Source organism: Polynucleobacter sp. 86C-FISCH (assembly GCF_018882415.1).
Classification (GTDB): Bacteria; Pseudomonadota; Gammaproteobacteria; order Burkholderiales; family Burkholderiaceae; genus Polynucleobacter.
Genome location: NZ_JACVOL010000001.1, coordinates 1 through 22803, shown reverse-complemented (window position 1 = coordinate 22803; position 22803 = coordinate 1). Strand labels below are relative to the sequence as shown.

The 22803-nt window shown below is 42.3% G+C and carries 26 protein-coding genes and 2 pseudogenes; 18 read left to right on the top strand and 10 right to left on the bottom strand.

Annotation, left to right across the window (positions count from 1 at the left end; translation table 11 throughout):
* Nucleotides 1-316 precede the first annotated feature (316 nt).
* Both ICN10_RS00135 and ICN10_RS00130 read left to right on the top strand, forming a co-directional pair.
* A complete protein-coding gene (locus ICN10_RS00135) occupies nt 317-1138 on the top strand; it encodes a mechanosensitive ion channel family protein (protein WP_216211050.1) in 822 nt (273 codons plus the stop codon).
* A gap of 30 nt (nt 1139-1168) precedes the next feature.
* On the top strand, nt 1169-1435 hold the full coding sequence (locus ICN10_RS00130; protein ID WP_216211047.1) for a hypothetical protein: 267 nt from the start codon (nt 1169-1171) through the stop codon (nt 1433-1435).
* Nucleotides 1436-1760: 325 nt separating this feature from the next.
* Here the strand turns inward: ICN10_RS00130 and ICN10_RS00125 are convergent, their stop codons facing one another.
* Nucleotides 1761-2057: a hypothetical protein gene (locus ICN10_RS00125; RefSeq protein WP_216211044.1), complete on the bottom strand. Its 297-nt coding sequence runs from the start codon at nt 2055-2057 to the stop codon at nt 1761-1763.
* A gap of 124 nt (nt 2058-2181) precedes the next feature.
* Here ICN10_RS00125 and ICN10_RS00120 point away from each other — a divergent pair, with 124 nt between their 5' ends.
* Nucleotides 2182-2736 carry a hypothetical protein gene (locus tag ICN10_RS00120; RefSeq protein ID WP_216211042.1) on the top strand — a complete coding sequence of 185 codons (555 nt, stop codon included), beginning with the start codon at nt 2182-2184 and terminating at the stop codon, nt 2734-2736.
* 37 nt (nt 2737-2773) lie between these two features.
* On the opposite strand, the gene ICN10_RS00115 is transcribed toward ICN10_RS00120, so the two are convergent.
* A complete protein-coding gene (locus tag ICN10_RS00115) occupies nt 2774-3751 on the bottom strand; it encodes a P63C domain-containing protein (protein WP_216211038.1) in 978 nt (325 codons plus the stop codon).
* Between the two features lie 657 nt (nt 3752-4408).
* Here ICN10_RS00115 and ICN10_RS00110 point away from each other — a divergent pair.
* The 4 genes from ICN10_RS00110 (at nt 4409) to ICN10_RS00095 (ending at nt 6942) form a co-directional block, all read left to right on the top strand.
* Nucleotides 4409-5455, top strand: a complete 1047-nt coding sequence (locus ICN10_RS00110) for a phage major capsid protein (RefSeq protein WP_216211035.1) — start codon at nt 4409-4411, stop codon at nt 5453-5455.
* Between the two features lie 10 nt (nt 5456-5465).
* Nucleotides 5466-5873, top strand: coding sequence for a hypothetical protein (locus tag ICN10_RS00105; protein ID WP_216211032.1), 408 nt, complete (start codon nt 5466-5468; stop codon nt 5871-5873).
* Between the two features lie 182 nt (nt 5874-6055).
* Nucleotides 6056-6592, top strand: coding sequence for a hypothetical protein (locus tag ICN10_RS00100; protein ID WP_216211029.1), 537 nt, complete (start codon nt 6056-6058; stop codon nt 6590-6592).
* Nucleotides 6589-6942 carry a M15 family metallopeptidase gene (locus tag ICN10_RS00095; RefSeq protein WP_216211027.1) on the top strand — a complete coding sequence of 118 codons (354 nt, stop codon included), beginning with the start codon at nt 6589-6591 and terminating at the stop codon, nt 6940-6942. Before ICN10_RS00100 ends, ICN10_RS00095 begins: the two co-directional genes overlap by 4 nt.
* Nucleotides 6943-6969: 27 nt before the next feature.
* On the opposite strand, the gene ICN10_RS00090 is transcribed toward ICN10_RS00095, so the two are convergent.
* The 4 genes from ICN10_RS00090 to ICN10_RS00080 all read right to left on the bottom strand — a co-directional run bounded on the left by ICN10_RS00090 (nt 6970) and on the right by ICN10_RS00080 (nt 10164).
* Nucleotides 6970-7788 (bottom strand): abortive infection family protein, encoded by an 819-nt coding sequence (locus ICN10_RS00090; protein WP_255536769.1) that lies wholly within the window; start codon nt 7786-7788, stop codon nt 6970-6972.
* A gap of 2 nt (nt 7789-7790) precedes the next feature.
* Nucleotides 7791-8561 carry a reverse transcriptase domain-containing protein gene (locus ICN10_RS00085; protein WP_216211024.1) on the bottom strand — a complete coding sequence of 257 codons (771 nt, stop codon included), beginning with the start codon at nt 8559-8561 and terminating at the stop codon, nt 7791-7793.
* A complete protein-coding gene (locus tag ICN10_RS10070; protein WP_255536768.1) occupies nt 8558-8686 on the bottom strand; it encodes a hypothetical protein in 129 nt (42 codons plus the stop codon). Before ICN10_RS10070 ends, ICN10_RS00085 begins: the two co-directional genes overlap by 4 nt.
* 179 nt (nt 8687-8865) lie before the next feature.
* Nucleotides 8866-10164: a site-specific integrase gene (locus tag ICN10_RS00080; RefSeq protein WP_216211020.1), complete on the bottom strand. Its 1299-nt coding sequence runs from the start codon at nt 10162-10164 to the stop codon at nt 8866-8868.
* A gap of 577 nt (nt 10165-10741) precedes the next feature.
* On the opposite strand from ICN10_RS00080, the gene ICN10_RS00075 reads away from it, so the two are divergent.
* Together ICN10_RS00075 and ICN10_RS00070 are read left to right on the top strand one after the other, a co-directional pair.
* Entirely contained in the window at nt 10742-11059 is a 318-nt protein-coding gene (locus ICN10_RS00075; RefSeq protein ID WP_216211017.1) for a hypothetical protein, read from the top strand.
* Between the two features lie 261 nt (nt 11060-11320).
* Nucleotides 11321-12091: a 1-acyl-sn-glycerol-3-phosphate acyltransferase gene (locus tag ICN10_RS00070; RefSeq protein ID WP_216211014.1), complete on the top strand. Its 771-nt coding sequence runs from the start codon at nt 11321-11323 to the stop codon at nt 12089-12091.
* A 16-nt stretch (nt 12092-12107) separates the two neighbouring features.
* On the opposite strand, the gene ICN10_RS00065 is transcribed toward ICN10_RS00070, so the two are convergent.
* Nucleotides 12108-12821: a GNAT family N-acetyltransferase gene (locus ICN10_RS00065; protein WP_255536767.1), complete on the bottom strand. Its 714-nt coding sequence runs from the start codon at nt 12819-12821 to the stop codon at nt 12108-12110.
* Between the two features lie 504 nt (nt 12822-13325).
* Here ICN10_RS00065 and ICN10_RS00060 point away from each other — a divergent pair.
* From ICN10_RS00060 to ICN10_RS00045, 4 genes are all read left to right on the top strand, one after another.
* Entirely contained in the window at nt 13326-13871 is a 546-nt protein-coding gene (locus ICN10_RS00060) for an Rrf2 family transcriptional regulator (protein WP_216211009.1), read from the top strand.
* Between the two features lie 352 nt (nt 13872-14223).
* Nucleotides 14224-14967: a CDGSH iron-sulfur domain-containing protein gene (locus tag ICN10_RS00055; RefSeq protein WP_216211006.1), complete on the top strand. Its 744-nt coding sequence runs from the start codon at nt 14224-14226 to the stop codon at nt 14965-14967.
* Nucleotides 14968-15404: 437 nt separating this feature from the next.
* Complete coding sequence (locus tag ICN10_RS00050) at nt 15405-15776, top strand: hypothetical protein (RefSeq protein WP_216211000.1); 372 nt, start codon at nt 15405-15407, stop codon at nt 15774-15776.
* A gap of 18 nt (nt 15777-15794) precedes the next feature.
* On the top strand, nt 15795-16103 hold the full coding sequence (locus ICN10_RS00045) for a hypothetical protein (protein ID WP_216210997.1): 309 nt from the start codon (nt 15795-15797) through the stop codon (nt 16101-16103).
* A gap of 12 nt (nt 16104-16115) precedes the next feature.
* On the opposite strand, the gene ICN10_RS00040 is transcribed toward ICN10_RS00045, so the two are convergent.
* Nucleotides 16116-16484 carry a hypothetical protein gene (locus ICN10_RS00040; RefSeq protein ID WP_216210995.1) on the bottom strand — a complete coding sequence of 123 codons (369 nt, stop codon included), beginning with the start codon at nt 16482-16484 and terminating at the stop codon, nt 16116-16118.
* A 194-nt stretch (nt 16485-16678) separates the two neighbouring features.
* Here ICN10_RS00040 and ICN10_RS00035 point away from each other — a divergent pair, with 194 nt between their 5' ends.
* Nucleotides 16679-17542 carry a pirin family protein gene (locus ICN10_RS00035; RefSeq protein ID WP_216210992.1) on the top strand — a complete coding sequence of 288 codons (864 nt, stop codon included), beginning with the start codon at nt 16679-16681 and terminating at the stop codon, nt 17540-17542.
* A gap of 46 nt (nt 17543-17588) precedes the next feature.
* Here ICN10_RS00035 and ICN10_RS00030 read toward each other — a convergent pair whose 3' ends face one another.
* Nucleotides 17589-18575, bottom strand: a complete 987-nt coding sequence (locus ICN10_RS00030) for a transporter (protein WP_255536766.1) — start codon at nt 18573-18575, stop codon at nt 17589-17591.
* 461 nt (nt 18576-19036) lie between these two features.
* Nucleotides 19037-19276, bottom strand: a complete 240-nt coding sequence (locus ICN10_RS00025) for a hypothetical protein (RefSeq protein WP_216210988.1) — start codon at nt 19274-19276, stop codon at nt 19037-19039.
* Between the two features lie 898 nt (nt 19277-20174).
* On the opposite strand from ICN10_RS00025, the pseudogene ICN10_RS10065 reads away from it, so the two are divergent.
* The 4 genes and pseudogenes from ICN10_RS10065 to ICN10_RS00005 all read left to right on the top strand — a co-directional run.
* Nucleotides 20175-20333: pseudogene (locus tag ICN10_RS10065) on the top strand (integrase core domain-containing protein); the annotation flags it as partial.
* Nucleotides 20334-20971: 638 nt separating this feature from the next.
* Nucleotides 20972-21292 (top strand): hypothetical protein, encoded by a 321-nt coding sequence (locus tag ICN10_RS00015; protein WP_216210982.1) that lies wholly within the window; start codon nt 20972-20974, stop codon nt 21290-21292.
* A gap of 244 nt (nt 21293-21536) precedes the next feature.
* On the top strand, nt 21537-22241 hold the full coding sequence (locus ICN10_RS00010; protein WP_216210980.1) for a hypothetical protein: 705 nt from the start codon (nt 21537-21539) through the stop codon (nt 22239-22241).
* Between the two features lie 52 nt (nt 22242-22293).
* Nucleotides 22294-22803: pseudogene (locus ICN10_RS00005) on the top strand (hypothetical protein); the annotation flags it as partial.

The window sequence follows — 22803 nt, the reverse complement described above, 5'->3', positions numbered from 1 at the left end:
CATTTCAACCTTGAGATGTTGATAATTCTATTGAGAGAGTGATTTATCTTGCTGGCCCTATGGTTTTACATCCCCGGTTGTGCCAAGCTAAGAGGGAGGAGGGCGTTGAGGGTTTTAAATGGAAACGTTTGAGCCAGAAGGTTATATCAAGTGAGTGGTTGATCTTTAAAACCAAGATTTGGTTTGAAGCAGCTTATAGCGGTGGGGATTGCAGTTATGTCATGTTTACTCAGCTTTGGCACTAGCCTCAGCAAGCCCTAGGAGTAGGCAGAAAAGCTCTCACATAGCATTTAATAATTAACACAGGTACCAAGTAATGAAAGAAATAGATATAAGCCGTATTCAAGAGATACTAGTCACTGCAGCAACCGATATTGGCCTGAAAATTTTGGCTGCCATCGCATTTTGGGTCATTGGACGTTGGCTGATTGGTTTTGCCCTTAGCATTATTCGCAAAGGCTTAGAACAACAAAAACTAGACCCAACTATTCTTCGTTATGTTGGTTCTGTGGTGTCCGTAACCCTCAATATTCTGTTGGTTATTGGCATTCTGGGCTATTTTGGCATTCAGACTACTAGCTTTGCTGCCTTGATAGCTACCGCAGGGGTTGCTATTGGCGCCGCTTGGGCAGGTTTACTTTCTAACTTTGCTGCCGGTGTTTTTATCATCGTTCTGCGCCCATTTAAAGTGGGAGATGTTATTGCTGCAAACGGCATCACAGGCACCGTAAAAGAAATTGGCCTCTTTTCTTCAACGATCAATACATCCGACAACATTGCTACCATGATTGGCAACAATAAAATCTTGGGAGACACCGTTCAAAACTTTAGTAATACACCTTATCGCAGGGTGGATCTCAAATACCAACTGTCAGGGGCTGCTGACCAAAGCGCTGCAATGCAGCTGTTACGTGAAAAGATTGCTGCAATTCCAAATGTTTTGCAAGATCCTGCTGTTGAAGTCAACATATTAGAGTTCAATCTCGTTGGACCAGTATTAGCAGTCCGACCTTATTGCAGTAACAATCATTATTGGCAGGTCTATTTTGATAGCAATCGAGTGATGAGTGAGTCATTGGCAGCAGCAGGCTTCCCGGCACCGATCGCCACACAAAATTTGATCATGAAGCAAAGTTAATTTCGTAGCAACTTACCAGGAAAGATAAAAATGAAGAAAACCATCATTGCTTTAAGTATTGCCCTTAGCTTTGCAATTCCATCTTTAGCCCATGCTGATCAAGCAGCATGTGAAGCCAAAGCCGTTAGTAAGGATGGTAAACCGCTTTATGGCGCAGCCAAAGATGCATCCATCAAAAAATGTATGGGGGCCACAGCGAATTCTGGCTGCGAAGCTAAAGCCGTGAGCAAAGATGGTAAGCCACTATATGGCGCCGCGAAAGAGGCTTCCATTAAGAAGTGTGAGAGTGGTAAATGAGACTTTGGCGTGTTGATTATTAAAACTCATGTGCGGAACTAGTGGCTGAATACCTTAGGTGGGGGTAATCTTGACCTAGAACCAATTTAATTTGGTGCTACCCACCGGGCAATGTAAGTCTGCAATTACCATGGAAATACTCGGCGCTGCCAATAATCAAACTCAAACTATCGAAGTAAACGACCAGTTAGAAGGCGAAGGTCATACCCCTGCCAAGAAAACCCTTAAATCGGCGTAAAAAAATAGATCGGTCTTTGCCGAAGGCTGATGTGATATTTTTCCCCTGCTATTTTTTAATGCCTGATATTAATAAATGAGAATTTGCCTATTTCTTGCAGGAACTTCTAGGCATCCCTATGAGAGGAAGTGCGCTGCATTTCATGGCGTACATCACAACCCCCTTTGGTGACTGCATACTGCCTATTAGATAGTCTTCCTTGTTTGAGCAAACCGCATATATCCCACCATCACTCTTCCATGCAGCCGAAACAACCTTCCCGCATGGATGCTCCGCTTTATTGATTTCTCTCTCTGCAATGGTTTGTGCATTACCTTGAGAATTAGCTGGACTACAAAAAAATATAATCGACAGCGCTAAAAATATAGCTTCAGAATTTTTCATGTTCACACCTATTTATTCTCCAATTGTCTTCATAGTGCTTAGAAGTGCAATATCAAAAATAGAACGAACTGTTGCATACGATTAGTGAGAGATATGAATTAGATTAATAATCTATAGAAATTAAATGCAGAAGGATTTGGGTATCGAAATGCTAAAACGAATATTTGCCATCACTTTTTTAATGGTTTCATCCTCCAGTATTTATGCACAAACCCAGCTAGATAAACAATTCTCAGATGAGCGAGCCGCTGTATTTCAAGCGGTGAAGGATAAGAGGATAAATAACCTTGATGCCAGAAAGGAGTTGCTATCCCTTTCAAAAACTTTCTTTCCATCCGATGAACTTCTTATTGCTCATGATGAATACGGAGTGGAAATTGCGACAAGATTGCAAAATAAAGAAATTACCTTAGCTCAGTTTAATGAATTAATGGCTGAGCGTAACGAGAGGTTCAAGAAGGCGCAAGAAATCAGAAAAGCCAATGATCAGGCGCAGGCACGAGCAAAGCAGGATCAAATTGATGCTTACAATCAGGCGGTGCAACAGCAGAGGAATGCTGTAGCAGGCGCCATTGCGCTCCAGGGCATTGGAAACGCATTTAGTAATTCATTTGGACAATCAATCACCCCGCCAATGCAAATATGCAATTACTACGGCAATACTAGGTACTGCCAATAAAAAAGCCCCATAAGGGGCTTTTGTTTGCTTGGAATCATTAGTCATCAAAAGGTAGGGATGGCTGCTCTCCAAAAACTTTTTGGAAATTTCTTTCGTATGATTGTTGGTCATCAGACAATTGAGCAATACCCAAAAGTTGCCCCAAATGCTGCCTCAATGCTTTCACTCCAACCTCAGATAAAAATTGATGTAATCTTTTTTGGGTTAACTCACCCCTTGTCTCCACTAACAACTCCTGCAACCTTCCGTTACTTCTGGCTAACGGACGATAAACTTGACTTCGTGTGAGATGCATAAATTTCCAAGGTCTATTTCTAGCCGGCTTAGGTAGGTTATAAATTCTGTACCACTCAAGATAAAGAGCTTCTGGGAATTCTTTCTCATATTGCCTAGCCTCCTCCTTAACGAACAGTTTGAAATTTTCAATTATTTCCTGTCGTGTTGCATCATAACCAGACAATGCATATACAAGGCCTTTAATACCAGCCTTACTTGATGCGCCAAGAATAATTCCAGCTTGTTTGACAACATCTGGAGGTATTTTTACTCCGGCAGAATTAGCATCCAGAATCGCGCTACATAATGAGCTCAAAATAGAGCTATCAAAGCCATGATATGGTTCAGAAAAACCTACTTTGGGTCCAGGGCTACCGTCTTGAAAAATAAGGGGATTTTGTATTTTTTTGAGTAATTCAGGCCCAATGTAAGGAGCCATTGATGCTCTACTTGCAAACCTAGGTACAGCAGACCCACCTCCACCTTTTAAGCCAAGAACCCTTCCCATTCCCCGCTGACTTATTACTGCCGTTTTTTCATCGTCATTCAATACGTAACACTCGACATCCAAGCCAAGCTCTTTATTAAAGTTCCCCTTGTGTGTAGCTATTAATGCTTTATTGGATTTATGTCTTATAGTTGCGGCGAGTTTAGCTATTTCTGAGCGTCTTGCTTGTGTAAGAGACTTAGCTCTAGCAACTCCGCCCTTTGCTCTATTTGGTTTTTTGGAATCATTCATTGCAAGCACCCCAATTAAAAGTCATGCTTGCAATTTTATACGGATCAGATAAATTTGCAAGCAAAACAATTTATATTTTTGCTTGCATTTCTAGACGTCCCAATTTAGGCATCGCGCAAACCTTCATTCAGCGGGTTTTTTGTTGCCCTGAACCCCCTACTTCGGGAATCCCCTGGTGTGAGTTATGTAAATTTAGATCCATACATTCGTGAATGACTACTGCATAGCAACAAATAAGCAAACATCCCGTCGATAAAGGGTTGCAGAGGAATTCGAATTAGACTTAGGGCATGGCGGGGGTGGGTGGTAAGTAGCTAACTGAGTTTAGTTGCTTGGGATATGCGCTCTGATGACCCAAAATTCTGACTTAAATGCGCCGGCTCTTTTTGCCTTGAGCCTTAATTGAATTTAATGCTGCCTTTCTTGCTCCGAGTAAGCGTTAAATCATGAAGTGAGTTTATGGGGTGACTCAACAAAAAACCCACAAATATCCCAAGCCCGCACCTATCAACCCAATAATTGATCACAGTGCTTCATGTCATCGCGTTAAAGCTAGGGTCGCGCCTAGTAGCGTAGCAATGGATAGGTTCACGCCCTATCAATCGGAATGAAGCCCACTAATTCATAAATAGATAAATACATTGATAGGGGTGGCATATGCCAATTTCAAATACAGACTTGCAAGAGTTAGCTAAGGTTTCCTTGGATGAGTACTTGCGCAATCTACCAGTTGATCAAATCGCTGTAGAGAGGCCTTTCCTTAAAAAACTCATGGAAGGACGCAAAAGCTTATTGGGCGCGAAACAGAACGTAGTCGAGAACATCCGCAAAGAGCACGGCAGCAACTTTAGTTGGGCATTTGGAGAGGAGACGGTCAAGTTCAATAAGCGCAATACGACTGAGCAAGCCTCCTTCCCGTGGCGCAGAGCAGTTGATGGTCTGTATATCGACTATGACCGATTATTTAGTAACGGCATCAAAGTGCGTGAGGGTGGGGCCCGTGGCTTCCAATTGGAATACAACGAGCGCGTGCAATTGATTAACTTATTAGATGAGCAGTTGGAAGTCCTAAGAGAGGGTTTCCTCAATAAGCTAGACCTAGAGCTGCATCGCGACGGCTCGCATGGTGCAGATGCATTAGTAGGCTTAGATAGCTTAGTCAGCCTGGCACCAGACGCGGGTACGGTAGGCGGTATCGATCGAGCCAAAGCAAGTTACTGGCGTAACTACGCCATCAAAGACATCACTTCAACAGCGCCAGGCAACTTAGTGGGCGAGATGGAGACTGCATGGCGCCAATGTATTAAGCATGGCGGTAGCCCAGACTTCATCATCGCGGGCGGTAAGTTTATTGATACCTATCGCAAGCAAGTCACAGTGACCCATATCGCTAGTTCAGGTGAAACCAAGTACATCGATGCTGGCGTAGGAGCTGGTGTAAACACAGGGCTTGCCTTCAAGGGGGTAGAGATCATCTGGGATCCACAGTTTGATGAGCTCGATGCCATGGCTAATCACACCGTGGAGTGGAGCAAGCGTTGCTATTTCCTCAACACGCGCTTTATGAAGCTACGTGACGACGATCTAGACATCGTAGCCCCCATTCGTCCGCACGACACGCTGGCGATGTACGCCATGGTGAACCTACGCTGCGCCTTATCTATCTCACGAGCAAATGCCCATGCGGTATTGGCGATTCAATAAGGGGGAAGGTATGAATAACAGCGTGAATAACCCAATGAATACAAAAGAACTCATTCATAGTGACTTCCAAATTAAAGAGGTGGAAGCAGTAGTACGCAGGGATGCCTTTACAACCATCCATGTGTACGTACCGCCCTATGAGACCAACATCCTTCGCAATCTCTTTGGGCGCGAGAACGTCACGGTGTTCGAGCGCCCATCAAAGACCACCATCACTCCAGAGCAAGAGTACGACCGCCTTTGTGCCAAGTATGGCCATGAGGTCGTAGCCAAAGTCTTTGGTGAAGATGATGGAGATCGATTAATGGAGATCGTGGAAGGCTTAATGAAAGAGGGTCAGCTCCCAGTTCAAGAGAAGGCACTAGAAGGAGCTCTTGAGCAAGAGTCATCAGAAACCAAAGGAGCCAAGAAACGCTAGCAGTAGGGAAGGCCATCGCCACGACCACTAGCAGCAGGTGTTTGGGTGCGGCTGCGGGTGTTGAGTTAACCATGGTGTGTGGGCGCGCGTAACTGCGCCCCACTGCCAACACCAATTAAAAGCCTAGGCGGTAGTGGGGCGGTGGACTTCCAAATAAAAGCATCAAGAAAAGAGCTAATGACATGCTTCCAATCATCACCTCTCTAGTACAAACCTTGGCCGTCAATGGCCTTGGTCTACTTGCGGGCGCAGTCCAGGCTAAGGGTAAAGAGTTCATTGAGAACAAGATTGGGGCGCGTATTCCGGATAATCCCAGTCAAGAAGACCTCATTAAGCTCAAGCAGTTGGAGATCGAGCAAGAGCAGCTTCTATTGCAATACACGCTTAAGCAAAAAGAGCTTGAAATAGAAGAATCCAAACTTCTTGCTGAGATGCATCGAGTATCACAAGATAACGCTACCAATCGTTGGCAATCCGATATGGGTGGGGATTCAAAGCTATCGAAGAACATCAGACCAGGAACGCTGGTTTATATCCTTACAGCCTATCTGCTATTTGCGCTCCTGTCAGCTATGGGTATTGATATCAATGAGGCCTATGTGAAGCTCCTCGGCGAATGGGGGCAGTTAGTCATGCTCGCCTACTTCGGCGGTAGATCGGTCGAGAAGATCTTTGAGATGCGTATGAATGGATCAAATAAAAAAGAAGAAGCTACATGAATACAAAGGTAAGCGCTCTAGTAGCAGAGCAAGCAGCCTTCCTAGTGGACGTCAGCAGACTAATTCAGTTTGCTGCTGCCGAAGGCTGGGTCATTACCGGGGGAGAGTTATGGAGATCGCCTGACCAACAAGAGATCTACTTCAAGACCGGTAGGTCAAAAACCATGCATAGCAACCACCTCAGGCGCTGCGCCATTGATCTGAACTTCTTCTGGAATGGGAGGCTAGTGTGGGATAAAGATTTAATTCGCACTGTTGGCGAGTATTGGGAAAGCCTAAATCCTAAGAATCGATGGGGCGGGAATTTCAAGGGGTTTGTGGATGTTCCGCATTTTGAGAGAATGACATAAATTAAAATGCTCATGAAAAGTGACAGATCAAGTTGATCGTTTTTTCTTCCATGTTTCAATACAAAACATGGTCACGCTATGAGCCGAGTGAACTGCTAGTCTTGCATGCCTTGGTTCAATTTTGTAGCGCTTGGAGCCTGACCCATGTGCCGAACTAGCATGCGTGCGGAGTGCGCCTATACCTTCTGTGATTGATATTAGGCCGGTTAGTATTTGCTGTAAATCCCTATCTTCCAATTCTTTGGCATCAAATCCAAGATCTTTTCGCACAACGATCCAGATGGACTTTAAATCTTGTTTTTGTGGCGATGGTAAGCCTTCCATTTCTATATATATTTTGCAGAATGCTTCTAGTATGTTACTAGCTGCTGATACTGCTTCTCGAGGGCTATGTTGTACGTTATTAAGTGCTCGCTCAAACTCTAACTCGATAGATTCAAAGTCAAACTGTTTAATTAAGTTTGCAAGATTTTGTGAGGGCGCCCCAAGTCCCCCTATGATTCTTCCGCCAGTTAAATAGGTAAGGTTGAATTGTTTTAAAACATCCAAAATTCTTGTTCGGTTATTTAGCAGATCCACATGCAACTCATTTTCGGGATCAAGAGGCATTTCGATATAGTTTTCTATAATTTTACCGAGTACGTTTAGCGGATCTCTACTTTTATCCTTATTGGTATTTCGTAACCACTCGGTTGCTTTGGCGGGCTTGCTGAGATTTAGTGGAGCATCGCCAGAAGCGTTTGCATAAAGAAAAAGTCTATCCAGTGTTGCGTGGGACTCTCTATTTGAAATAATTTCAGAGCAAACAAATATTACTGGGGCGGGAATTTCTTGGTTCATCATCATTTTTATCGAAAAAAATTTAGTTCTTGCATAGGATTTACAGAGCGAATGTATTTGATGATGCCTGATTTTGAATTTGAGGTAGCAGCATTCCTATACGAGTTTTTAAATTTTTGAATCCTGGGATCGGAAATGCTAATGCTTTGATGTGAAATTACTATATTAAAAGCAGTAATTAGTTGCTTACAAATTTCTTCTTTTTGTCTATTGCATATCCAGTGAGATTTTACAATTGCATTTTTAAGATCACTGGAGACTGACAATAACAAATCTCGATCATTTGAGGAAATAACCAAGTCATCCATGTATACGGATATGGTTAGCTGAAGATCTTTATTTATAACTTTTAAAAATTCACCTAAGAATGATTGATCTAGACATATTGAAGCAAGGAGTGGTGACTGAATGAATCCGAATGGCAGCATAAATCTTATGTCCATGCAATCAGGATCTTTGACTGTAGATTCTTGGGCAATAACCCACGCTGCTTTATAACCAACAAATTTTTTCAGAGATCTTGTAATTCTAGATCTCGTAATTGAGCCAAAGAAATTATCTATATCTAGTCGCGAAAAATATTGATTTTTCTTGTGCGCTCTCAGTGCCTCAACATGTCCACCCTTTCGTAAATGGTAGAAGTATTCCGGTGGATGCCAATGTTTCTTTAAAAGACCGCAGATATTTTTTCCGGTAATTTTGGATTGCCTTGAGGGAATGAATACCCACCTCTTCGGCTTAAGAAGAAATTTATTTATCCACTTAGCCTCATACGTCATGAATGAGCCTTGCGGCTGTAATTAAAGACCGTGCCGCATATATCAAGAATTTCTTTGACTAGTTTTGCAACTAGATAGGCATTCTTCAATATGCGGGTTAAGCTTAAATCGAATTTATTATTCATATTTAATCTCCATCTTGCGTCTGACATGCTTAGCGTAAACGCCACGGAATCAATAATCAACTGGGTATAGTAAGGACATTACGCAACCAAATAATCACTAAGTGACATCAAGATGAAATGCTAGGTTTTACCCTATTGCCAGACTTTATTATTAGATCGTAATTTAGGGGAATATGCAATCAACGATGATTAATGAAGCTATCCCAGTCACCCATTAGTGCCATGCGTTTTTCCAATTGATCCTGCCTTCTATAGGCAGCCTCAGACTTATTTTTAATAGTGTGAGCCAAAGCAAGCTCCACAGTCTCGTTTGGATAGTCAGTTGTCTCAGCCGCCCAGTCCCTAAAGGTAGACCTAAATCCATGAGGAACATATTGAGCATATGCCGGCATTCTCTTCATAATGGCAATGAGAGACATATTGGACATATTCTCTTTGTTGTAACGCTTACTAGGAAATAAGGATTCATTTACGCGATGCTTGGAGAGGTATTCATAGATCTCAACAGCCCTTGTATTTAGTGGAACGCGATGCGCTTTACCCGCTTTCATCCTTTCGGCAGGAATGGTCCAAACCCTATTTTTAATATCAAACTCATCCCATTTGGCATTAAGTACCTCACTAGTTCGAGTAGCCGTAAGAATTAAGAACTCAAGGGCAAGCGCAGAGAATCCTCCCTTGGTTCGCAGCTCTCTCATAAACTCGCTAATCTGCTGAAATGGCAGAGCAGGGTGATGACTTTTCTTTTGGATCTTATTGGCTTTAGGTAAAAGATGGGCTAGGGCACCTTTAAGTCGGGCTGGGTTATCGCCCTTAATGTATTCATGAGCCTTACACCAGTCAAAGATAACCTCAATTCGTTGTCGCACCCGAGTTGCTGTTTCTGTGCGGACATTCCAGAAGGGACCCTCAACTTCACCTGACTTCTTCTTGATTTCTTGTTCTAGAAGCTTGGCGATATGGCTAGTATTGATTTGATCGACCCGCATCTTCCCAATTTTTGGGGTTACAAAGGTCGCTATGGTGTTTTCCCATTGATCAGCATGCTTTGCATTTTTCCATTCAGACCTTTTGCCTTTAATGCATAGCTCAGCCGCCTTTGCAAAGGTAATGCCATCATGAATTGCACTTGTAACCTTGCTGCGAGCTTTAGCCCGCTCTTCGGCAGGGTCTATGCCTTCTAAGACCATTTTTCTGAGATCCAGGCTGGCTTTGCGTGCTTCAGCTAAAGATCGAGAATCTAGTGATCCCAAGCCCATTTCACGGCGTTTAAGTAGAGTGGGGCTGGTGTAACGAAATATCCAGCTACGCCTGTAGTCGGCAACGCCCTTAAAAACTTGGATGTAAAGGCCTCTGGATTCGGGGTCAGCATGATATCCAGGAGTTGTTATTGAGCTAAGGCCTCGCGCCGTAAAACTGATTTTTTTGACCTCTTGCAATACCTCTCCCCATGCATTGTGATCTCGAACTTTATTCACTAGTAATGCATAGATTTTAATGGGGCAGAGTGGGCTACTCAGGAGTAGGGTCACTCTTCAAACCCATATATTCAATAGCTTTTTAGGAAATGACAGGGAAATTTGGAAAGTTAAATCTATGTAACTTGTATATAGACATCACCGTAGATCTTACGCGCGACACTCATTTTTAAGGATTGCTACTTGCTGCCCCATTAATCAAGTCTGTTAAATATCAGGAGAGGGATTGGTGTGGATTTTCAGATTTATGTATTGGCCTTGTTAAGTTCGTGGTGCAGAGAAGTAACGCTCATGAGTGGGTAAATTCACCCTCATTTCTCTGGGTTAGAAAGCCAAGACAGGATGCTTAAAGTGATGCCCTTCCAAAGGGGTGTTATGGAGATTCATTTTGCGATTAAACCCAAATGCCAATTTAATGTGTTTAAGTGATTCATTCCGGGCGCCCACGCCAACTTCCTCGCAATTGGAACGGATTGTTCTAGATCCTATGAATACCAAAAACATTGTCATTGATTTATAAATACACATAATAAATTTATGTTTATTTTTCCTAATTAATTTTTCGAGCAAATACAAAATGAAACAATACCTTCTCTTGGCAGACAAAATCAACGCTATAAATCAACATTTTTTACTTAATCCTAATGAAATTGAATTGCTTGATACGCTTGCAAAACGTCATATTCAGAAGGAGTCAATGACCGTTAGTGATTTAATTAACAATAGACGACTTGCCTCGCCAGCCACCTTGCACACCGCATTAAAAAGCCTGGTTAACAAAAATCTAATTGATGCAAAAATAGATAAAATAGATGGTCGTCGCAAAAATCTAAGCCTAACTACATTGGCGCTTGAAAGGTATAGAAAGCTCAATAGCCTTTTGAGGGACATTTAAATCTCCAAGAATGCCTTTGCTCTAATTGGATAATAAAAAAAAGGGGGCTGCTCGACCGAAAATGCCACCTACTGCATCCTCTTTTCTGAATCTATCGCATCCTATGCGCTTAAGTCATTAAAATGGGTCGCCGGCTAACTCTTTGATTAATTTCAAGGCTGTTAGAACCCCTTTTGTTAATTTATTGGCAATTGCTTTGATGATGCAAAAATAAGTGAGATTTTGTAAATTAATTTTTATATTGGGACTGAGTTAAATTTGATGGAAAGAAAGACCTCATTTATTACGCAATTTGTCCTATGGGTTGCTATTGCAGTGCATGTACTTTCAGGGATATTTATACTTTCCTTTATTTTTCCTTTCGCCAGAGAGAAAAACAAGAGAGCACACATTCAGAAGTGGTCTCGTCGACTATTGAAAATTTTGGGCATTGAATTGTTGGTTATAAATTCAGAGGCTCCTCCAAAATTCTCCTATTTGCTTGTGTCGAATCATATTTCTTGGGTGGATATCCATGCAATTAATGCGTTTAAACCCACTCGTTTTGTTGCAAAATCCGAAGTAGAAAAATGGCCAATTTTTGGGTGGATGGCAAAAAAATTAGGAACCGTTTTTATCAGGCGAAATAGCTCTAAGCATGCACATTTCGTAGTAAGTGAAATAAGCAAAGTTTTAAAAACCGAGTCCATTTGCATCTTTCCTGAGGGAACTTCAACTAGTGGTGAGTATGTGCTTCCATTTAAGCCCAACCTATTTGAATCCGCCATCATGGCTGATGTGCCTGTATGTCCACTAGCAATACATTACTTATCTAAGGAAAATGGAAAGCGGTCTGAAATCCCAGCATTTGTGGGGGATATGGGTCTATTAGAGTCGATGAAGAATATTCTTAGTAACCACAATCTGGTGGTAGAGCTAACATTTCTTGCGCAACCTGTTTTATCTTTAGAGCAAGCTAAAGATCGAAAAATGCTTGCATTCAATAGTCACAAGCAGATCTCGGAAGCACTTAAACTCACTGCTACTAACTAAAAAGGGTAGCTAAGAATCAGGCGCCTAAAAAATGCTTTGCATAACGAGGATTGATATCTGATAGACGTAGCATTGTGAGTAGATCTGCAGTGTTAAAGTTAGGATCCCAGGCTGGTGCACCACAAATCTTTGCCCCTAGCTTCAAGTACCCCTTAATTAACGGGGGAGCCTCAACAGTCAATTCACCATTTAATTCATCGAGTGGAAGTGGTTGTCTAGGAAATGCATGAAACTCTGGTGGAGCCATTTGATCATTTCTAAGTGATTTATATAAGCTAGCCGCGAAGTGGCCCCCATCAGTCATTGGGATACTTGCACAACCAAGCATGATTTCATACTCATTTTTCATCATGTATTGAGCCAAACCGCTCCACAAGGACATGATTACGGCACCTGAGCGATAGTCTTGATGAACACAAGACCTGCCCAGTTCAACTAGTTTTGGCCGCAAAAAATTTATTTGGGATAAATCAAATTCAGAGTCTGAATAAAGGCAGCCAATCTCGCGCGCCTTATGTGGTGGTAGTACACGATAGGTCCCAACTACCTTAAGGCTATATTGCTCCCGAATTAGCAGGTGGTCGCAATAGACGTCAAAGTCATCTGTATCCAAACCTTCTACTCTTTCAGATAGCTTTGCCCCCATTTCTTTGGCAAAAACATCGTAACGTAGTCGCTGAGCTTCTTTAACATCCTCCGAGCTGCCAGCCCACTCAATCTTATAGGCCAACTTACCCCTGCTCTTTTTTGGAGTGGAATGATGCACGACATCGGAGACGGCCAGCTCTAGCTCTGTGCTATCAAGGGATTTAAATCTAAAAATGTTCTTAACGAAAATTTTTATTGAATTTGCTCTTGATTTTGAAGTATCTTTCCTTTTTTTATTCGAAAAAATTTCAAAAGCGCCAATTGGATTTGGTAGATCAGACATAGTTGTGCTTATTGGTGATACATAAGATCATTAAATCCCTTGTTCAATTCACAATTTTCGATAAAAAAGTGATCATTCTTATTTCAATGCATTTGAAATGAGTCTTAATTATTCTCAAAATATAAAATGGAAAAATTACTTATAGTTGAGCCACAGTATATGGAATTCTTTGGACTCAGAAAGCGCAATAAATAGAACGCATGGTTCCTATTTATCAGACATTAATTCAGGTTTAATGGTTCTTGAAATCGTTATCTCAAATTGAACTATGGTTATGCAAAATGCTTACGCAATATTTATCTCATGAGGATATCCACCAAAAGTAAAATTGCATTAAATGCCCTTATTGATATCGCTGCACACACAGCTATGGGATACGCAATTTCACTGCCAACTGTAAGTAAAAGGTCGGGTATTTCTCATTCATATCTTGAATTGATATTCTCAGATTTGAAAGTCGCTGGGTTTATTTATGGATATAGAGGTGCTGGTGGCGGCTATTCATTGGCGAAAAATGCAGGAGACATTTCTGTTAAGGATGTTGTTGATGCTACCGGTGACCCTCAGCCTCCAGTTTCGGGTCCAGGTACCCAAATATGGCTCAATTTAGAGTGGCTTATTCAGGGGCGAATGTCACAGATTACGCTTGAACATATTCTTGCAAATACCGCAGTAGAGATTGAGCCAAGCATGGTGCGTCTTCGGTATAGGTTGGAGAAAATGCAACCCAATAAGACTAAAGCCCTTTCCAGAAATGGGGGTGAGCCGATTGCAGTGGAAGCATCAAAAAATATAGGTCCAAACTCTGTTTTCGACTTTGGAGATTATTTATCGCGAAAAAATAGTTAAGCGTTTGATTGTGGATCGCTTTGCTTGGTCGCTAATGCATAGATTAATGTAATCCAGCCCTTGAGGCAGTTTTAATCCGGAATGCCTTCACACACCCCTCAGGAGTCATGATGGAACTATCCATCCTCATTTTTTTAGGGGGGCGATTTTTTTTAGGCGATGAAGCCAGTTATCTAAAGAGCAGCCAAGGGACTAGAGGCAATGAAACACATAGTTCTAAAAATGTTTTGTAGATCTTAAATTTGCTCCCATTGTGAAGTTCCATATTTGAATTGAAGCTTGCATCTAATAGTTTGCGATGAGAGTATTAAGAAGGGCAATATGTTGAATCTAAATTAAAACTGGGAAAGCAATGATGGAGATTAAGGTTGATTTAAGCGAGGTCGAGATGGATGGTACTAATGAGTCAGGGGCTATATATATCGAAGTATTGAATAATGGCCCATATTTGGTTCATGGAGAGCCACCTGTTATTCAACGCTTTATTGAGACTGATGACAAAGGTACATCCATAGCTTATCGAAATGGCCGATCATTTGAGATGAAGAGTGCTGTTGCATTTTGTCGTTGCGGGCATTCAAAGAATGCTCCATATTGCGACGGTCATCATGCAATGATTGATATCGACCTTAAGGAAAGTGCAACATTCACACCTCTATTGGATAGCGCTGAGTTGATTATTGGGTCCACAGTATCTCTTGCTGATAACAAAAGTTACTGTGCATTTGGTCGTTTCTGTGATGCTGGAAAGGGGGTTTGGAACGAGGTTAAAGAATTGGGAAAAGTGGCGGAGGAGATAACCGAAGAAATTGCACGAAACTGCCCTGGAGGAAGATTGGTAGTGTTGAGCAATGATACAAAGCTGCCGGTTGATGACATATTGCCGCCTAGCATTGGCTTAATTGAAGACCCCAAAGAGATGTGTAGTGGCCCTCTGGCTGTTTGGGGTGGGATTCGTGTGCAAAGCGCCAGTGGTAGTTCGTATGAAATTCGTACGCGCCAAGCACTTTGTCGCTGTGGTGCATCATCAAATAAGCCATTTTGCGATGGAACCCATGCTCGGATTGATTACAAGGATGGAATTGCACCGGAGTGATGCAGTGAAAGTGGCTCTGCTGATTAGGTGCTGATGCAAAATCTCCGGGGATAATCCTGCGGTCTTTTCATGAATGCTGTAATGACTTTCTAGCTCAAAGCATTATCAATTTATTCTCAAATGTGATTTACAAATAGAACGAAGTGTTGGCAATTTGCGCAACATTTTTACATTACTATTTGTGCATGTTTTCGACAAATATATTTTGCAATTTTCAGCGAGTAGCTTGACCTAGACCCTCAGGTTGCTCAGAAGAAATTTTTATGAAAATTATTAAATGCCAGAGATGTGGTGTTGCACTAGATTTATCGGCGTCTAGATGTATTGGATGCGGTGCAAGACAATTGTCGAGTGCAGCCAAAGATAGAATTATTGTTTTGTTCCTGGCCGCATACTCGGCTAGTGTCATTTATTGGTTGATGTCGAAGTAAGTGAGTATGCAAAAGACACCACTATTATTTCTTGGAATGATTGCATTTTCTTTCTTTCAGAACGCTTATGCTCAAGATTTCTACACCCAAGTAGTTGGCGGAGTTTTGCATGGACAGGTCAAAAAATTTTCTAGGACTGGTGAAGAGGGTGCGGACGGTTGGGTTATGTATAAGGCCTCCACACTCGACCCTAAAAGCTTTCAAGTTCTGGAATACCGATATGCAATTAATTGCAGATTTCATAAAGCAGCTATTTTCAATGAAGCTTCGATGGAAAATGAGCCTCTAACACTTGCCCACCCCAAATCAGGTTTTAGGAGTCTAGAGGGGGGTGATTTAAACGAAGTATTAGGGCCGGCCTGCAAGCTTCATACTTAACTAAGGCGCTACAAGTAAATGTTGAAAATGATGTGCAGTGTAAAAGAAAAAATCAAATTAAAAAAACTGTCTGGTCCCATTAAATTTGGGAATGTATGGGAACATTCATTTCATGGAGAGGATGCAGGAGACATTATTTCGGTAAAAATTTACACAAAGACTCCAATATTAAATTCCAATGGATTTGGAATAATTTATATTATTGAGAGGTTTGTGCAGTCTGATCATCAATCATCTGAGGATATTTTGGGTTCCCTTTTTGGGTGGGTTGAGATATCAAAGGGCGATTATTTTCATCAATACGAAATTATGGAAACCTCTTCTTAGGTACTTATTTACTCAAGCGTCTTTATTTGCAGCCATTAGTAAGAAAATTGATCTTTGTTGGTCAAAACTAACTGCGACTTGAGTGGGTTCAATAATTTTTTTACGATTATCGTCATCGCACACGATTAAGTTGATGTATCCAAGGCTTAAAAGTCTCTTAATTCGCCCCTGTATAGTCGCTTGCGATCCAATCTCGGTTGACTGAATTAGGTCGGATACGAATAAGGATCTTCCTTCATACTCCGCGCTTAAAGCTTTGTAAAGAATTTGCTCCTCTACTGAATCAATAGCGATTTTGGGATTATCTTTATTCCACTGTTGAATCTTCTGAAAAAGTTCTGCATAGGGTGAGTAAGCAAATGGGCGGAGGTCTGTTTTCATAAGCTGCCTAAACGTATATATGGACTATTTGAACCTTGATATGAGCGCTATATATAAGTATCAACTAGATCATTTCCATTTAAGAGTCATCGTGATAGAACAATCTGTTTTATTAAAAGAGCCTATTTTTTGACATAATTTAAGAATACGGCTTTTAATTATGCTTTGATAAATACCATTAAATTTAAGGGAAAATGATGATCATTTCTGATGGCCAGGAGCTAGTAATTCGAGATTGTTTTAAGGCTCAAAGCTTTAATATTGAAATGTTTGGTGGTGGAATTGATCCTCTTATCATGGTGGATCACTTTCGTATGACTGGCCCAACTTTCCCTGTTCATCCGCATGCCGGTCTATCTGCTGTTACTTATGTGTTTCCCGAGTCTAAGGGTGCTCATATGAACTACGATTCTCTGCATGACCCCATCTCAATTGAGCCCGGGGATATTCACTGGTTTGCTTCATGCTCTGGAGCCGTTCATACCGAACAGCCAAGAATTGAGGGAAAAGAAGTGCATGCACTTCAAATTTTTGTGAATTTGCCTATCGGTATGAAACGTCAACAGGCGTATGCATCTCATGTTGTCGCTTCGGATATTCCGCTTTATTCTGATCTAAATGGCAGTGTTAGGGTTGTTGCGGGAGATTATAAAGAGTTGGCCTCTCCATTAAAGACGCCAACCCCCTTTACTCTATTAGATTGTCACGGGGTTGAAGGGGTAAATCAGTCCTTTCCTATGAAGCTCAACTGGAATTACTTCCTGTACTCGGTAAGCGGGTCTATTGAGGCCTCACTTCCTGGTCTAAATTTGGATAGGGCTGCAGTTACATTGGGTCCTGGCCAATCACTAGGATTTGCGGGATGGGAGACATCTAAAGATGGCATTTCCCTTGTTGTTAAATCCTCCGAAAATTCCCATTTTGTGCTTCTCGGTGGCCTGGGCTTGAGGGAGCCATATCACTTAGGAGGCCCGATTGTCATGGAAAGCGCAGAAGCAAATGACGAGAGATTTAGGGCGTATAGAAATGGGGAATTTGGTCAAGTAAAAGGGATCTAAGCCATTCAGAGCAATGAGGGTGGAAATTTAACACCCTCATTGCTGCCTAACTTCCACCCCAGAAGTATTGCCAAGAAACGCCGAAAGTGTTGTAGCTCGTATTGCTTCTGGAATAGACCCCTTTGGCCACAGTAAATCTAATTGAATTCTCGCTATTGATTGGGTAGGAAAAGGTACCTCCAAGCCTCCAATTCTCCTGTGTTCCCGAAACTTGTGCTCCGTTCACATAGAGTTCGCCCCCTGTAAAGTAGGTGCCCCCAATAGATAGCCAAGAAGCATTTGACAGGTAGTAGATCGCATGGCTACTTCCAGAGTAAATTGGACTTTGCGCAAGTGAATTAGTTTGCATATAGCTATTATTTCGGGTGAAAACAGTTGCCATGCCAGCCAACTCGAATCTCCATGGACCGCTTGCTTGGGATGCGCCAAGTGCTGTTTGAATTAAGGAGCGATTAGCGCCAACGTTAATTAGTTGATCATTGTTATATTGTCCCCAAGGGATTGTTGCTGCTACGCTAGCACCTACAATTAGATCTTGTTGATAATTTTTGAAGTCGCTTTTAGAGAGTGCGGGCGCGCCAAAAAGGTTTACTGAAGCTTTAATGAGTGGGTCTGAAAGTCCATCTGCTGCAGCATTGATGCTTTGACCCTTATAGCGCCCACTGCCAGTGAGTTCAGCATAAGGCACTACTACGGTCAGCCCACCAGACTGACCAGCAATATCAATAACACGAGTAAAGCTTAGAACTTGGGTGTTGAGAAGGTATGATCCACTTCTACCTTGGTTCAGGCCTGCTGTAATGAAGTTGGTTCCAATCGGAGCGTTTGAGTAGGCGCGTGCCACTATTTCTTGGGATTGGCACTGATAGGCTGGTAAAAAAAGTATTAGGAAAATCTGAAGGAATCTCAATAGCGGATCAACCTTCATGAGGCGCATTACCCTCTTGCTAAATTCAATGTGGCTATTTGCTACAGAAAGTTCGGCTAGGATTTTCGAAGACTGAATATTGGCGCTTATAAGGATTGGATTCATATTTAAATGCAAGAATGCTTGTCAATGTAAGTATGTTCTGATGACTGGGTAAATCCCTCCTAAAGTAGATGGGTTTTATTGATAACCATATATTTGAGAGTCAAATTCAGGGCTTATGACAATCATGGGGGCTCAATAAGTCTCGGCCGAAATCAAATTAAAGGTAGAAATATTATTGAAGGATGGTAAAAACCTCGAATCAGAAATTACTAACCTAAATGCTACTGCTTATCGTCGTATTTTTATAGAAACGGTGGGTTGCAATAATGATAATTACATCCGATCTTTGACAAGCAATTTTTGTTAGACGTTGACTTAAGATCAATAACTATTGAGGCTGCAAGGTTTGGCGTTTGAAAGGGCGTAGCTAATCATTAATGAATCGATTAGCAAAGCTAACATCACCCTAGAATATGGCAAGTTGCCTTATGAGGTTTCCATTCTCTACGCGGTAAATATGTCTAAGGAGCGGTTGAAAAGAGGCCGAGAACGAAGGATTTTTCGCCCACCTTGAATGTATCTACCAGTTTTGCTGACAGTTTATGCAAGTGAACATGCATTGATCGCACATTTTGCCGATCGATAAAGAGAAGGTCAAAGTCAAAACCTTTTAGACCCAGTGTTTGCCTAGAAAAATCAAAAAGCTTTTGGGCAATACCTTTGCCTGAGAATTTTTCATCAACACAAACGGGGCCGTACATTGCAACTTTATACGCAATTAATTGCTTATCACCATAACTTGAGGTTTTAATTAAAGAAAAAAGGGCTTTAGCGAATTCACTCTGATGTCATATATCTTCTTTTAACGTTGATAGGCACGCAGTAGCAATAATTTCATTAGCGTGATCGCAGGCAACGATAACACCGGGAAAGTCAATCATTTCAAGGGGCTGCTCCTCATTAAATCTGATCGAAATATAGCCTTGATCTAAGCTGGCTGAGGGTAGATTTTCACATGATATCGACCCAAATTAACTTTTAGCACTATTCCAAGTTGGAGATTTTACTAATCTTTTCTGTAGAAGATACTGCAACTGCAACCAATCATAGCGCGCGCTTAAAGCCCGAGCAAATCGTTTCTCTACTTATGCAGATTTAAGTTCTCACTGCAAATGGGATGACCTTGGGTGAGACTTGTAAAGCTCTGTTGATTGCCGTGCAAAAATACTCTCGCTAGCGCAATATGTTCGGTAGCATGAGATCTGACTATGGCAAAAAGTTCAAAGGATTGGAGTTAAAGAATGCCTAATTTAAGGGGTAGGTGGCTAACCTCTTTTTACGCCTGGTCATGTCCCAGTAAGTCATTAAGGTAGGGAATATTTTTAAGTTTTACTGGGTATAAAAACGCGGCACAGCTACTCAAGTACAAGCGTCAAGTCTGAGCAGTCTGCCTGCGAATTTGTGGGGCTAGCGCGAACAGCCTACCACGCTACATGCTGACCCCAGGAGGTGATAAAGATCCCCCTTAGCTGCAGAGATCATTGGCTTAGGCCTCCCTATGGTAGATATGGCTCGAGCCATGGCCGCTTTTATTCGTAATGTAGGTTGGCAAAGTGGCCACAGGGGCGCAGCTCAAGCACATCTGTCAACAAAGTAGAAGGCTTTTGTGAAAGCTTTAATGGAGCTCTTAGAGAGGGGCTTTTTAATGGGGGCTTCTGCAACCCTAAGTCGACTAGGTTTCTAGTGGAGCAATGGCGACAACATTGCAATCAAGTAAGGCCTCATAGCTCATTGAGTTGCAGACCGCCAGCGCCACAGGTAATTTTGCAAGCAAAAATCTTACCCATCTATAGGCAGCATACTTGTCATTGATTGCCACCAAAAAGGCGCCAACCATACCAAGGATTGAGCTTAATCACTCAAGGTTAGTGTCCAATCATCTCTTCCTGCTGTAGCTAACCTAGGCCTGTTGGAGTAAGGCTGCTATTCATTAGTGACCGTGACAAGTGAGCCTCCTTTTCCATAAATAGTTTTTGCACGTAATTTAAATAAAGCAATCCAAATTAAAACGGGTTACCGTGCGGTTTACTTGGGTAGTAATTGCTGCAATTTACAAAAATGCCTTGGTGGCAACATAGCGGGTAGCAGGCCTGCGGCCTTTCATATTGATCTGCAGGCAAGCGTCGAGCCATTTCATCTCATCAAAGACCGATCAACAGGTAGTTGTTGAGCTGCTCCGACTGGGTAGCACGCCGAAATACCTCTGCTCCAAAATCAAACTGGTCTCCAGCAGAAAAGCAGTGCTGTTGAGCCTCTCTAAATAGCTCTATAAGAGAGCTACATTTGACTGGGAATTAGCCAAATTAAATAAGGGGCCCACAACCCCATATAAAAAAAGGGTGGTGAACGCTCCGCGCATTACAGGCGCTCGCAGCTTTTGCGAAAGGATGTTGGCAATGAATCTAGGTGCCTCCAAATTAGAATTTGAAGCTCAATTCTTGCGTAAGTTAGATGAGCTCAATAACGCAGTGATCTATCTTGCGCAGCAGTCTGGCAAGAGATTAACCAGAACGCAGCTGATGGAAAGATTTGAAATTAGTAGATCAATCTTCAGCAAGCTTGAGACGGATCCTAAAATCCATCAAGGGAAAGTTGTACATTTCAGATATCTTGAGATGGGAAAGGTCAAATGGAATGGGGTGAATCTGCAAAGGGGTGTGTTGATGAAAGCTTTTTCTAGTGATTTTGGCAATATATTGACTCCCATCGATGTCTAAAAGGGTTCAATTTTTGGGGTGCTATAAGTAAATTGCTCTAAGTTTTCCACGATCTATTTAATTACCCACTCATTAAATAAGGTATGTTTAGATGGGGTGTTGGGCAAGGGATGGTTGCCATGTTCAGTGCTTCTGCATTTTTAGAACTTATCGTTCTACCAAATGGCATTTTCTTCGCTTTGTGTAGGGTAAACTCCAATGGAAATTAGACAACTCTAACAAATCAACATATAGAGGTTAACTCATGCGCCGTCGTAACGCCCCCTCATCAGGGGTAATTGATCTTTGTAGCGCCCGGAATTCTGTGGGTCCCATCATGGTTTGGTCATACAACCTTACAAGGTGCGCCAGCACAAATATATTGGCTTCAATTAAGGGTAAGAGAGTTAAGTCACCCCTGATATTGACTGCTTTAACCTGTGCACTGATGCATGCAGGCTATGTCAATGCTCAAGCAACAATGACAGATTTGGGTACGCTGGGTGGAACATTTTCCCTTGCTTACGGAGTATCAGCTGATGGGTTAGTAATTGTGGGTGACGCGCAAGACTCAAGCAATGTTATGAGCGCATATAAATACACCACCAGTGGCGGCATGGTTAGTTTAGGTACTCTGGGGGGCAACTCCTCAACAGCTAGAGGTGTATCGGCTGATGGATCGGTTATTGTAGGTGCTATAACAGACAGCTCTTGGAATACAAGTGCTTTTAAATACACCACCAGTGGCGGCATGGTGAGCTTAGGAACATTGGGGGGCAACTATTCAGCTGCCTATGCTGCATCAGCAGATGGGTCTGTGATTGTGGGGTCGTCGTCAGATGGGCTGTCCACAAAAGCTTTTAAATACACCGCTAGTAGCGGCATGATGAGCCTAGGAACATTAGCCGGAGGATCGTCCTCGGAAGCAAATGCGGTTTCAGCGGACGGCTCGGTAATTGTCGGTTGCTAGTACTGATAGTACGTTCTATTATAAAGCTTTTAAATACACCGCCAGTGGCGGCATGATGAGCCTAGGAACATTGGGGGGTGGTTTCTCAACTGCAATGGGGGTATCGGCTAATGGCTCAGTCATTGTTGGGGGGTCGACTGATTTAGCAAATAATCAAAAGGCTTTTAAATACACCGATAGTGGTGGCATGGTGAGCTTAGGAACATTGGCTGGAGGAGCTAATTCGCAGGCTAGGGCGGCATCCGCTGATGGCTCGGTGATTGTAGGTTACTCAGATGACTCAACCGGTAGCTATAAAGCCTTCAAATACACTGCGACTGGTGGCATGGTCAGTTTAGGAACATTTACCGGTGGGACTTCCTCTATCGCCATGGGAGTTTCTGGCGATGGCTCTGTGATTGTCGGTTATGCTGACAACGCTTCTGGCCAGTATCACGCCTTCATGTACCGCAATATCACCAGCACCCCAAGCAGTCCCGGTACTACACCTCCACCCCTAGTCGATATTCTCAACACCTATAGCGCTGTTGCTAAGCAAGGTTATCAACTCAATTCAGTTCTC